At 38.6% G+C, this 12,529-nt stretch carries 11 protein-coding genes; 9 read left to right on the forward strand and 2 right to left on the reverse strand.

Features of this window, described 5'->3' with window-relative positions:
- Position 1 precedes the first annotated feature (1 nt).
- The 9 genes from ACOKFG_RS09955 to ACOKFG_RS09995 all read left to right on the forward strand — a co-directional run bounded on the left by ACOKFG_RS09955 (position 2) and on the right by ACOKFG_RS09995 (position 10,247).
- Positions 2–1,726, forward strand: coding sequence for a SusD/RagB family nutrient-binding outer membrane lipoprotein (locus tag ACOKFG_RS09955; protein WP_298793815.1), 1,725 nt, complete (start codon positions 2–4; stop codon positions 1,724–1,726).
- A gap of 19 nt (positions 1,727–1,745) precedes the next feature.
- Positions 1,746–2,660, forward strand: a complete 915-nt coding sequence (locus ACOKFG_RS09960) for a hypothetical protein (RefSeq protein ID WP_298793816.1) — start codon at positions 1,746–1,748, stop codon at positions 2,658–2,660.
- A 150-nt stretch (positions 2,661–2,810) separates the two neighbouring features.
- Complete coding sequence (locus ACOKFG_RS09965) at positions 2,811–3,947, forward strand: PQQ-dependent sugar dehydrogenase (RefSeq protein WP_422861165.1); 1,137 nt, start codon at positions 2,811–2,813, stop codon at positions 3,945–3,947.
- Between the two features lie 242 nt (positions 3,948–4,189).
- Positions 4,190–5,671 carry an FGGY family carbohydrate kinase gene (locus ACOKFG_RS09970; protein ID WP_299484933.1) on the forward strand — a complete coding sequence of 494 codons (1,482 nt, stop codon included), beginning with the start codon at positions 4,190–4,192 and terminating at the stop codon, positions 5,669–5,671.
- 8 nt (positions 5,672–5,679) lie between these two features.
- Positions 5,680–7,005: a xylose isomerase gene (xylA, locus tag ACOKFG_RS09975; protein ID WP_299484934.1), complete on the forward strand. Its 1,326-nt coding sequence runs from the start codon at positions 5,680–5,682 to the stop codon at positions 7,003–7,005.
- Between the two features lie 132 nt (positions 7,006–7,137).
- A complete protein-coding gene (locus tag ACOKFG_RS09980) occupies positions 7,138–8,157 on the forward strand; it encodes a LacI family DNA-binding transcriptional regulator (protein ID WP_298793820.1) in 1,020 nt (339 codons plus the stop codon).
- A 109-nt stretch (positions 8,158–8,266) separates the two neighbouring features.
- Positions 8,267–8,788 carry a 5' nucleotidase, NT5C type gene (locus ACOKFG_RS09985; RefSeq protein ID WP_298793821.1) on the forward strand — a complete coding sequence of 174 codons (522 nt, stop codon included), beginning with the start codon at positions 8,267–8,269 and terminating at the stop codon, positions 8,786–8,788.
- A gap of 8 nt (positions 8,789–8,796) precedes the next feature.
- Complete coding sequence (locus tag ACOKFG_RS09990; RefSeq protein ID WP_298793822.1) at positions 8,797–9,522, forward strand: prolyl oligopeptidase family serine peptidase; 726 nt, start codon at positions 8,797–8,799, stop codon at positions 9,520–9,522.
- Positions 9,522–10,247, forward strand: a complete 726-nt coding sequence (locus tag ACOKFG_RS09995; RefSeq protein WP_299484939.1) for a M15 family metallopeptidase — start codon at positions 9,522–9,524, stop codon at positions 10,245–10,247. Before ACOKFG_RS09990 ends, ACOKFG_RS09995 begins: the two co-directional genes overlap by 1 nt.
- Here the strand turns inward: ACOKFG_RS09995 and ACOKFG_RS10000 are convergent.
- Both ACOKFG_RS10000 and ACOKFG_RS10005 read right to left on the reverse strand, forming a co-directional pair.
- The gene (locus tag ACOKFG_RS10000) at positions 10,225–11,355 is read right to left on the reverse strand and encodes a THUMP-like domain-containing protein (RefSeq protein WP_422861166.1); all 1,131 of its coding nucleotides are present in this window, start codon (positions 11,353–11,355) and stop codon (positions 10,225–10,227) included. The genes ACOKFG_RS09995 and ACOKFG_RS10000 overlap by 23 nt on opposite strands.
- A gap of 73 nt (positions 11,356–11,428) precedes the next feature.
- Positions 11,429–12,529 carry an AI-2E family transporter gene (locus tag ACOKFG_RS10005; RefSeq protein ID WP_422861167.1) on the reverse strand — a complete coding sequence of 367 codons (1,101 nt, stop codon included), beginning with the start codon at positions 12,527–12,529 and terminating at the stop codon, positions 11,429–11,431.

Here is a 12,529-nt window from a genome sequence, read left to right on the forward strand (position 1 = left end):
TATGAAAATAATGAAAAACATAAACAAGTTTATGGCCTTATCGGTCATGGGATTATTGCTCGTATTCACGTCATGCGAAACCACGGAATTGGACATTACATCCAATCCAAATGCGCTGACTCCAAATCAAGCGAGTGTGGATTTCTTCCTTAATTCTATACAAGAAGATTTTATTAGGCAGTTTGAAGGAGATGCAGACAATGATTTAAATGATAATTGGCAAGGTGGAGGTAATACTACTGGAGACGGTTTTAATGAGCTGGGAATGGAATTGACCCGAATCATTAACGGAGCTGGTAGGCAATATGCAAGTATTTACCAAGATAGTGATATGGATGATGAGTGGATCAATGCTTATTTAGGAATTCTTGGGGATATTCGGGCGATGACGCCTTTGGCGGAAGAGGCAAATCAAATCCACCATATTGCCATCGCACAGTTTATAGAAGCGTATTTAATGGTAACTATGGTAGACTTCTTTGGAGATGTTCCCTATTCCGAGGTTATTCAAGCAGCAGAGGGTATTTTAAATCCGTCTGTGGATTCAGGTGCAAGTATTTATGATGCTTCGCTACTGCTTATAGATGAAGCGATTTCAAATTTCAACCAAAGCGCGGCATCCGAACCTACCACAGATTTCTATTACGCAAATGATTATACCAAATGGGTGAGGGCGGCGAATACCTTGAAAATGAAAATCTATCTACAACGCCGTTTGGTAGATTCTCAGGCAATGGCAAGTTTCAATGCCATCGTTAATTCGGGCAACTATATTCAAGATACTGCAGATGATTTTGAATGGAACTGGCCAGCCACAAGCGCCACGCAACCCGATACAAGACATCCACGGTATGGAATCAATTATACGGCCGGAGGAGCCGGTGAGTACATGTCCAATTGGATGATGAATCTAATGGATACGACTAACGACCCGAGGATTCGTTATTATTTCTATAGACAAAGACCAGCGGTGCCAGGAGCAGAAATAGACCCCAATGAGGAAACCTTAAGATGCTCTTTGGAGACCCCGCCACAACACTACGTAGATGGAAACTTCACTTTCTGTTGGTTGGACAATGGTTATTGGGGGCGTGACCATGGTAATGCTACGGGAATCCCGCCAGATGGCCTACTGAGAGCTACATGGGGTGTGTACCCTGTAGGTGGGCAGTTTGATTCTGATCAGTTTTTGCCAGTAGGCTTGGGTACAGGATCAGGAGGAAATGGAGTCAGCTCACTTTTAACCGCATTTAACGTGGATTTCATGAAAGCTGAAATGGCTATGGCAAATGGCGACATGGCTGGTGCCAGAACATTTTTATTGGCTGCTTTTGATAGGTCTATGGCCAAGGTACAGGCGTTTCTAGTAGGAAGAGAAGGAGGCGCAGATACTTCATTTGCCCCAACAACAGCTGAGATTACCTCTTATAGAAATACCATAGGCACAAACTTTGACAATGGCGACATGAACGATAAGTGGAATGTATTGGCAGAACAATATTGGATTGCTCATTATGGAAACGGCGTGGAGCCCTATAATTTTTACAGAAGAAACCAATTTCCAGTCACGTTACAACCAAATTTGGAACCAAATCCTGGTGAATTTGTTAGGTCTATGTATTACCCATCAAATGTGGTAAACAACAATCCAAATATTGATCAAAAGGCAAGTCATACAATACCTGTTTTTTGGGATAATAATGCAACCAATCCAATAGCTAATTAATCATTAAAAATTGAATTCTATGAATAATATTAAAAACTTTCTAGTGCTTGCGTTGGCTATTTTGGTCGGTTCTTGCAGCGAGGATGATAAACTTACATTGGAGGTTCAAGATATAGTGACACGTGGTGCGATTATACGGACATTGAACACCGAAAGTGGTATTTTTCAAGCCAATGATCTAAATTCAGCTTTTTCGATTACAATTGAAGAGCAGGACGATGAAAACGGAGGTTTAATGCAATCGTTGGAAGTATTTCTGACTTTTGTTGATAATACAGATGATGGTATTGACAATAACGTAAGTGAAACACTATATCAAAGTATCCCTTCTTCCGCATTTACCTCAGGAAGCAACGGGCTACCCGTTATTGATCTACAAATTACTTTGCAGGAAGCACTAACGGCTTTAGGCATTCCTTCAGATGGATTCACCGGAGGTGATTCCTTCACAATTCGTTTGGAGTTGGTCTTAACGGATGGACGATCGTTCACTAACATTGATGCAACGGGTAATGTTTCAGGAGGATCGTTCTTTTCCTCTCCATATTCCTATTCTGCATTGCTAGTTTGTCCATTTGATCAAAGCATTTTTGATGGAAATTATACAGTGATAGATGATGTTTGGGCTGATTACACCCCTGGACAGAGTGTTCCGGTCGTCCCAGGAGATGAACCAAATCAAGTATTTATTTTATCAACGAATAATCCATTTATCACCAATCCAAGTACTTCGTACATGATTTTGGAGGTAGACCCTGAAAATGGAAATGTGACCATTTCGTCTAATGAACCCTTTGATTATGGTACTCCTGGCGCGCCTTTTCCAATAGCGGTCGGGGGAACTGGAACGGTAAACACGTGTAATGGAGCCATAGATCTGAATGTCGACTTTGTTGGACAAGGAATATTCCACTTTGAACTTGAAAAACAATAAAAATTGTTTTCAATAAAGGAAAAGGCCTCCATTTAATTTGGGGGCCTTTTTTGGTTTAATCAATTTATAAATCCATCATAGTTTTATTCAAATGAAATAGCCAAATTTCATATTGAATTAGAGATTGCCAGAAAATTAATTTTCTGGATTATGATGGCTAAAAAACACCTCTTTAAAATTACTGCTTGCCTTGGATTAATTGCGATTGGCTGCAACCATCCAAAAGAATCGCAAATCTTCGCCAGTGAGGTACAGAATTTTGTACTGGAAAAGATAACCGATAGTATTCGGATTCCATTCGGAATGATTTTTTTACCAGATGGAAATATGCTAGTTACCAATAGATTTTCAGGAGAACTCATTAGGATAGATATAGCATCGGGAAAAAAGAAAGTACTTCAAGGAGTTCCAACGTCATATTCCCGTGGTGATGGTGGGGCACTGGATGTTTTACTCCATCCAAATTATAAGAAAAATGGTTGGCTTTATTTTTCTCATTCTATCGGAGATTCCATCAGTAGCTCCATGGTGATTGATAGGGCCAAATTAGAAGGAGATTCGCTGATCAATATCCAGCGTATTTTTACAGCTTTTCCATTTTATAAATCTCCAAGTCATTATGGATCAAGAATGATTATCCAAGATGAGTATTTATTTTTTACAATGGGTGACCGTTATGACCTCATGGATGCCGCTCAAAAATTAGATAACCACTTGGGAAAGGTAATGCGAATATTTGCTGATGGTCGAATACCACAGGATAATCCATTTGCTGGAATTGATAGTGCCAAGTCCGAAATTTGGAGTTATGGACATCGAAATCCTCAGGGCTTAACCTTGCATCCTGAAACAAATGAATTATGGTTACATGAGCACGGACCAAAAGGAGGCGACGAATTGAACCGAATAGAACCGGGATTAAACTACGGATGGCCAATAATTTGCCATGGGATTGACTATGATGATACCCCAATTAAAAACGGAATAACACATAAAGACGGTTTGGAGCAGCCAATACATTTCTATACGCCATCTATAGCCCCAAGTGGCATGGAATTTTACTTTGGAGATAAATTTAAATCATGGAAGGGCAATTTGTTTATTGGAGCTATGGCTTTGACTCACCTTAATAGACTAGTACTGAAAGATGGGAAGGTGATACATGAAGAACGTTTGTTGGAGGAATTTGGTAAGAGAATACGAGTAGTAAGACAAGGTCCAGATGGCTTCATATATATTGGGGTGGATGGTGGGTCTATTTTTAGGTTAAAACCAATTGATGCCTAACTTACCTTTAAGGTGTTTTTTCGTTGTCTAATCTTTAGTTACGAAAAAATACGAAAACCCTTTCGAAAAAATTTCGTAACATGCTATTTATATTTAAATACATGATAATCAATGGCTTGTTTTCGTTTTAATTAACCTATTTGACTTTTTTAATACGAGAATCCATAGGATTTATTTGGCAGTTCGCTTTTTTTAGGGCCAACATTTTTTACATTTGATTGAGACCATCAACGTAGAGATCAATGTATTATTTGGGTATAGACTTGGGAAGTTCTTCCGTAAAGGTTGCATTAGTTGAAAGTGCAAGTGGTAAGCGTATTGGAGTTATCCAAGAACCTGAGGAAGAAATGCCTATTCATTCTCCTGAAAAAGGATGGGCGGAGCAAGAACCCGAAGATTGGTGGAAGCATGTTTGCAATGGAATAAAAAAACTCAAGGACGTTCATAATATTTCAGAGCAAGATATTGTTGGAATTGGTATAGCTTATCAAATGCACGGCTTGGTAGTTGTCGATAAAAACGGTAATTCACTGCGTAAGTCAATCATTTGGTGCGACAGTAGGGCTGTAGAAATTGGAAATATCACTTACGAAGACCTAGGTCCTGAAAAATGTCATAAGCATTTATTGAATTCACCTGCAAACTTTACTGCCTCCAAGTTACGATGGGTCAAGGACAATGAGCCTGAAGTTTTTCAAAAAGTAGATAAGTTCATGCTACCGGGCGATTATATCGCATATCGGTTTTCTGGCAAAATGAACACTACCATTTCTGGCCTGTCGGAGGGAATATTTTGGGATTTCGAACAGGGCTCCGTTTCCAAAGATATTTTGAACTATCATGGTTTTTCAAAAGAATTGATTCCGGATGTTGTTCAAACCTTTGATAATCAATCAGTAGTTTCTCTAAGAGGTTCAAAAGAATGTGGGCTCTTGGAAGGAACCCCAATTCTGTATCGTGCTGGCGACCAACCTAATAATGCTTTGTCCCTCAATGTATTTAATCCCGGGGAAGTAGCCGCTACCGGAGGTACATCAGGAGTGGTATATGCCGTTACGGATAGCCTTTCGGTTAAAGAAAGTTCCCGGGTCAACAATTTTGCCCATGTCAATTATGGTTTCGATAAAGTAAAGAACATTGGTAAACTTCTTTGCATAAATGGCGCGGGAATCCAATATAGGTGGTTGTTGAACAATTTAGATGTTTCTTCCTATGAAGAAATGAATCAATTAGCGAATCAGGTTGAAATAGGTGCTGATGGCCTTTGTATTATTCCCTTTGGTAATGGAGCCGAACGCATGCTTTTAAATAGAGATGTTGGTACACGGATTGTTAATCTTGATTTGAACCGGCATTCCAAAGCACATTTCTGTAGGGCGGCAATCGAAGGTATTGCATTCGCTTTTGTTTATGGGATGGATATTATGAAATCTGATGGTATAAACTCAAAGGTAATACGCGCCGGGAATGATAACCTTTTTCGGTCGGAGATTTTTGCCAATACCATATCTTCTCTCAGTAAACAAGAAATCGAAATATACAATACCACCGGAGCGATAGGAGCTGCAAGGGCATGTACTATTACACTGGATGGATATGATACGTTTTCATCTTTTATGCAAAACGACTATATAATGACGTATAGCCCGCAAAAAGATATGGAGTCTTATGATAGGGCATATAAAACATGGAAAAAAGAACTTGAATTAATTATAAACCAATAACATTTAACATGGCACTTATAGGCGATAAGGAATTTTTTAAAGGGATAGGAGAGATTAAATATGAGGGTCGGGATTCTGATAACCCATTGGCATTTAAGTTTTATAATCCTGAACAAGTTGTGGCAGGAAAAACAATGCGTGACCATTTTAAGTTCGCTATGGCGTACTGGCATACACTCTGTGGAACTGGAGGTGACCCTTTTGGGCCTGGCACTAAGAGCTTTCCATGGGCGATGGCCTCAGACTCAGTGAAAGCAGCCCAAGATAAGGCTGATGCAGCCTTTGAGTTCATTACTAAAATGGGATTTGACTACTATTGCTTTCATGATTATGATTTAGTAGATGAAGCAGATACCTTGTCCAAATCCGAAGAAAGAATTCAGGGGATAGTAGCATACCTTAAAGAGAAGCAGGAAGCATCAGGGGTAAAACTGTTATGGGGTACTTCCAACTGTTTTTCGAATCCCAGATATATGAATGGCGCAGCTTCCAATCCTGACTTCAATGTTGTGGCAAGAGCAGGAGCTCAAGTAAAGATTGCTTTAGATGCTACTATTGCCCTAGGTGGTGAAAACTACGTTTTCTGGGGTGGTCGTGAAGGCTATATGTCTTTGTTGAATACGGATATGAAGCGTGAACAGGATAATATCGGCCGTTTTTTAAATATGGCAAAAGACTATGCAAGAAGTCAAGGTTTTCAAGGAACTTTCTTCATAGAACCGAAACCAATGGAGCCTACAAAACATCAATATGATTTTGATGCAGCCACTTCCATCAATTCTATTCGGGAATATGGTTTGGAAAATGATTTTAAACTAAATATAGAAGTCAATCACGCCACTTTGGCCCAACATACGTTTCAGCATGAACTACAAGTTGCTGCGAATGCTGGTATGTTAGGAAGTGTAGATGCCAACCGAGGAGACTATCAGAATGGTTGGGACACGGACCAATTTCCAAATAATGTACTTGAAACTGCCGAAGCCATGTTAGTGTTCTTGAAGTCAGGAGGGCTTCAAGGTGGCGGTATTAACTTTGATGCGAAAACAAGGCGAAACTCAACCGATTTGGAAGATATATTTTTGGCTCATATTGGTGGTGCAGATACCTTTGCTAGGGCTTTGCTGATAGCGGATGCGGTGATTCAGCAATCACCTTATGAATCACTTTTAAACAAAAGATATGCCTCTTTTAACTCAGGGAAGGGAGCAGAATTCTCCGCTGGAGAGTTATCACTTACTGATTTATACGATTATGCGAAGGGTAAAGGAGAGCCTGAACAGATTAGTGGCAAACAAGAGTTGTTTGAAAATATTATAAACCAGTACGTTTGACGTAGGTATTTCCTCATAAGGAAAGTATATCTAACTTAGATATTGTACTTTCATTCCCTCTTATTACGGTGATTATTTATCATTTTCTATTGGACGTGATGAGCATAAACACCTATAGTAAATCCTTGTGGAATGAAAAAAGTCACTTTAAAGGACATCGCATATATTTTTGGAGTTTCTATTTCCACAGTTTCCAAGGCAATAAATGATAGTCACGAGATTAGTCGTGATCTAAAAACCAAGATTCAGAAGTTTGCTAACGAGAACAATTACAAGCCAAACAGGATTGCTCAAAGTTTGGTCCGTAATAGTACCAAAACCATAGGGGTTATTGTTCCGAATATTCTCAACTTCTTTTTCGCACAGGTAATTTTTGGTATTGAGAAAACCGCCAATGCCAGAGGGTATAAGATTATCAGCTGTTTTTCCAATGAGTCTTGCCACAAAGAAATACAGACCATCGACCTATTAAATGCAGGGGCTGTAGACGGAATTATGCTCTCACTTTCTGCAGAAACACAAGCTAAAGGTGATTTAAAGCATCTACAAACTTTAGTGGACAATCAGATTCCCATGGTCATGTTCGACAGAGTATCTGAACAAGTGGAATGCGATAAAGTCGTTGTGGATGATTTTGAGGCTGGATATAAAACCACAAATCACTTATTGAAAACAGGATGTAAAAAAGTAGCCATTATCTCCGCAATTTATAATTCTAGTGTTGGGAAACTAAGGGTAGATGGATATAAAAAAGCACTAAAGGAAAATGGGCTAGTTTTTGAAGAAAAAAACATAGTAAAGGTTGGTAAAAAAGATGACCTACAATTATTGATATCACTTTTATTGGATGATAAAGAAATTGATGGAATTATCGCCTTGGACGAAATGACCGCTGTGGATACTCTTAATATTTTGAAGCTAAAAGACATCGATGTTCCGGAAGAGATATCATTGGTTGGGTTTACGAACGGAAGATTATCAAAATATGTATCTCCCGCATTGACCATGGTAAGTCAACATGGAAAGTATATCGGAGAACTTTCGGCCAATTTACTTATAGATCGCATTGAATACGAGGGGGACATGCCATATACCACAAAACTGGTAAAAACCAGTTTGGTTGAACGTGAATCGACCAAAACAATCCAATAGTATATTTCTTTTTACCAGTTCTCCTACAGGTTAATTTTCCACTATATCTTTCTATAATAGTTTGTGATTCATTCTTTTTTTTATTCCTTCGAGGCTTAAAATTTTTGAAATGACGCTATTTGTAGATATGGATGAGGTGCTCGCTGATACGTATGGAGCCCATTTGGAATTGTATAAAGAAAAACATGGGGTTCAGCTAAATCTGGCGGATTGTCAGGGTAAGGAAGCATGGGAAAGTGTACCCGAAGAACATAGCAAAGAAATACGAAATCATGCGTGGGAAGTTGGTTTCTTTAGAAATTTAAAACTTATTGAAGGAAGCCAGGAAGTAATGGCTGAACTTAATAAGAAGCATGAGGTGTACATTGCATCAGCCGCCATGCAATTTCCCAATTCATTAAAAGAAAAGTCGGATTGGCTGGATGAGTTTTTTCCGTTCATTCCATGGCAAAATCGCATATTATGCGGGCATAAGTTCATTTTGAAGGGCGATATCCTTATAGATGACAGGTCATATAACTTAAAGAATTTTGATGGCCGTTCCTTTCTATTTACCTCACCTCATAACGTGAATACCAATGGATTTGAACGTGTAAATTCATGGCAAGAGGTCGCAGATAAACTTTTGTAACTTAGAGCATGCAATTCCCAAAAACTCTGAGTGTACCTATTTTGCTATTGAGCCTTTTTCTATTAGAAAGTTGTGCTGCCCAATCCAGACTCATCGAAGATGAGATTCAAACCGTAAACACTGAAAACCTAAAGTATTATTTATACTATCCCGAAGGGTATGATTCAGATGTTGATAAAGAATTTGGCCTATTGTTGTTTTTACACGGTGGGGGAGAATCCGGAGGAGACTTGGATGAGCTGAAAGAAAGCGGACCGCCGAAACTATTGGTGGAAGGAAAACAGTTCCCCTTTTTGGTGTTGGCACCCCAAAATCCTCATAAAAGAAAGTGGTGGGACACCAAGGCTGTAATGAAGTTATTGGATTCGGTAATCGAGACCAATCGTGTTGATGCCGATAGAATATACCTAACAGGCTTAAGCCGTGGGGGAAGCGCTGCATGGGCAATTTCTACACAATATCCAGAGAAATTTGCAGCCTTAGCCGTTGTGTGTGGAATGGCCCCTTTGCCATATGCGCACTGGATTGATAAAAAAATGCCGATTTGGGTATTCCATGGAGACCAAGATGAAGTCATATCCGTGGAAGAATCTGATAAAATGGTGGCCAAACTAAAAGAAATGCAGTATGATGTAAAATATACGAGGTATGAAGGAGTAGGTCATAACTCCTGGGGTAGAGCTTATACAGATGATTCATTATACAAATGGCTTAACCAACAAAAAAGAAATTGATGAAGAAGCTAGTGTTTTACATTTTACTTATTGCCTTCTGTTCATGCAAACAAAAAGAAGGCAAGATTGCCAACGATATTATTCCTGAAATGGAATCGGAGAATATTGAAGTAAGGGATACTGTAATCTCCATCACCACCAAAGAGAATGTATTAAAAACGTTTGATGGTCTCGCCGATACCACCTTTGTTAGGTTGGCTGATTTCAGTGCTGATTTTGCTTATGATATGCGATACGCTACCGAAAACAATTTTCTAAAGGCTAAAGTATACGATTGTGCAGAATGCTATACCCGTGTAAAAACCGCCAGGGCACTGATTAAGGCGAATAAAAGTTTTATGGAAGAAGGAGTAAAAATCAAATTTTTTGATTGCTATCGCCCGAATTCAGTGCAATATAAAATGTGGGAGATTGTGCCCAATCCTCAATATGTGGCAAACCCCGTCAAAGGCTCAATTCATAATAAAGGAGGTGCTGTGGATATTACTTTGGTTGATTTGGACGGAAAAGAATTGGATATGGGTACGGACTTCGATTTTTTTGGAAAAAGGGCGTATCATGATAATCTGGACCTTCCCGAAATAATTCTCACAAATAGGAAATTGTTGAAAGAAACTATGGAAGCCTATGGTTTTTGGTCCATACGCACCGAATGGTGGCACTATAACCTATCAACGGCTTCAAATGATAAAGTGGCGAACTTTAAATGGGAATGTGTTGATTAGTCTTTTTGCACTCGAGAATAATCAATTTGTCATTTAAATCTGTAGTAAAGAAAAGATACTTATCTCCTCCATCTTTGATTTTATGTTTTCTTCTCAGCTCAGCAACAGTGCTGGGAAAGTTTCTCGTAGTAATATTGGCTTTGGGTATATTCAATATTTTTAAACCCTTTTTTGAATAGGAAATGGTGTTAACGATTTCGAACCTTCTTCCAGGAAAATCAATCAACTTGACTGAGGTGTACAAGTGAGAATGTTTGTGTAATTTATTCAATTCGAACATCCTCGAAACAGATTTGAAACCGCCTGATTTAAGAATAGCCGCATTGGGCTCATATAGATAGGTCTCAGGTGGGCCAGAACTAATTGCTAATTGCAGCTCATCTTGTAGCCTAAAATCAAAAATTTCTTCCTTCCCTTTTGCCAGATTGATGGTTTTAATATCGATTTCCCCATCAAAGCCATATTCCAAAACAAACAACAATTCTTTCACTTCATTTTGAACTGCAACCACATGGATTTCTTTTATGTGGTCGAGTTCTTTTATTCCTTGAGTGATATCTAAAAGGGGAGAGGTCTTGATTAGTACATTTGTACTTTTCTCAAAAATCATAGAAAGATACTCGGGTAGATTTGGAATGCAATCCTCTAATAAAAACACCTTCCCTTTACTATCACTTCGACGCGAAGGGTCAACATAGACCCAATCAAATTTTTGATCAGTTTCTTTTAAATACTCTATTCCATTTTCTGAAAGACAATGGATATTTTTTCGGCCCAAAACTTCAAAATTGTAAGCGCTGATTTCGCTCAAATCCGTGTCGATTTCGCAGTGAAAAACAGTTGCAATTTCCTTTGAAAAAAAGTACGTATCCACACCTAGTCCTCCGGTAACATCTAGAAGCTTTTTTCCATTGACCAGTCTTGATTTATATGCCGCCGTTTGTTCCGAACTGGTTTGCTCAATATTCAACTTTTTTGGATAATAAATACCTGTGGTGTTAAACCAGGTAGGGAGCTTTTCTTTACATTTTTTTTTTGACTCAAGCTGACCAGCAAGTTCTTTTTGGGAAACACCGTTGAAAACTGGTTTTTTTAGCAAAACTGACACGATGTCAGTATTCCAATTTTCTGATATAAAACTCTGTACACCAGTATTTAATATCAATTTATTCAAACTAATACTATAAATTTTTCGTTAGTTTTTTTACAAAGGAATTTTCAGCTATAAACTCCTTTAAAATCACTTTTATCGCCGTGTAAGCGGGTACCGCTACGACCATTCCAACCACTCCAAAAACAAGGCCGGCAATGATGATTACCAAGAAGATTTCAAGTGGATGGGACTTCACACTTTTTGAAAAAATAAAAGGTTGAGAAAAGAAATTATCAACTAATTGACCAATAGCCAATCCGATTAAAACATAAGATGCTTTTGGCAAAATAACAGAGCTAAAATCCGATCCTAGAAAGCTGGTCATTGTGAGGGTGATCATGATGGCTCCACCGATGATTGGACCGATGTATGGAATGATGTTGAACAAGGCACAAAGGAATGCGATGACGATGGCATTTTCCACACCGACAATTAACAATGCAATGGTATAAATCACGAATAGAATAAAAAGCTGGAGTAAGATTCCAGCGAAATATCTTGAAAGCAAACCATTGATTTTGTCCACCGACTTTACAAGGTTACTTTCTTTATTATCAGGAACAAAAATCAACATCCCGTTTTGGAACAACTTGCTATCCTTCAAAAAGAAAAAGGAAATAAAAAGGACGGAAAAAAGACCAATGCTAAAACTACTCAAAGTATTCACAAATGAGTTTAAGAAGTTGGGTATGAACCCTAAGTCCAGTCCTTCCAAAACATTTTTTTCCAGCTCAGAGTCTTGTATTAAATCGGAGACATTATCCGTTGTGGCCCCAAAATATTCCAAAATCTGATGGTACAATGTATTTACATCAGCTTTTAAAGCGTCAATATCCAATAACGATAAGTTTCTACTCTGCTCGGAAATGAGAGGAATAAACAAGGCCAATATCCCCATAAAAATACCGAACATAAAAACCATGGTTATAATTACTGCCAAGGTGTTGGGGAACTTTAGTTTTCTTCTCAAAAAGAGAACAACGGGCCTGCCAAGCAGTGCTATCACCGCAGCGATGGCCAAATAGGCCAGCACGGATTGTATTTTAAAAAGAAAATAGGCAAGAAGCACTATGCCAGTGATTATGGCTATGGCTCTTAAAATTCCATTAGCTATAATTTTCGAATTCAT

It is taken from the genome of Flagellimonas rhodophyticola, from assembly GCF_049332665.1.
Lineage (GTDB): Bacteria > Bacteroidota > Bacteroidia > Flavobacteriales > Flavobacteriaceae > Flagellimonas.

What these genes read in the sequence shown, in the direction of transcription:
- ACOKFG_RS09955 (WP_298793815.1), top strand. Translation starts at nt 2, where the DNA reads ATGAAAATAATGAAAAACATAAACAAGTTTATGGCCTTATCGGTCATG.
- ACOKFG_RS09960 (WP_298793816.1), top strand. Translation starts at nt 1,746, where the DNA reads ATGAATAATATTAAAAACTTTCTAGTGCTTGCGTTGGCTATTTTGGTC.
- ACOKFG_RS09965 (WP_422861165.1), top strand. Translation starts at nt 2,811, where the DNA reads ATGATGGCTAAAAAACACCTCTTTAAAATTACTGCTTGCCTTGGATTA.
- ACOKFG_RS09970 (WP_299484933.1), top strand. Translation starts at nt 4,190, where the DNA reads ATGTATTATTTGGGTATAGACTTGGGAAGTTCTTCCGTAAAGGTTGCA.
- xylA (WP_299484934.1), top strand. Translation starts at nt 5,680, where the DNA reads ATGGCACTTATAGGCGATAAGGAATTTTTTAAAGGGATAGGAGAGATT.
- ACOKFG_RS09980 (WP_298793820.1), top strand. Translation starts at nt 7,138, where the DNA reads ATGAAAAAAGTCACTTTAAAGGACATCGCATATATTTTTGGAGTTTCT.
- ACOKFG_RS09985 (WP_298793821.1), top strand. Translation starts at nt 8,267, where the DNA reads ATGACGCTATTTGTAGATATGGATGAGGTGCTCGCTGATACGTATGGA.
- ACOKFG_RS09990 (WP_298793822.1), top strand. Translation starts at nt 8,797, where the DNA reads ATGCAATTCCCAAAAACTCTGAGTGTACCTATTTTGCTATTGAGCCTT.
- ACOKFG_RS09995 (WP_299484939.1), top strand. Translation starts at nt 9,522, where the DNA reads ATGAAGAAGCTAGTGTTTTACATTTTACTTATTGCCTTCTGTTCATGC.
- ACOKFG_RS10005 (WP_422861167.1), bottom strand. Translation starts at nt 12,529, where the DNA reads ATGAATTCGAAAATTATAGCTAATGGAATTTTAAGAGCCATAGCCATA.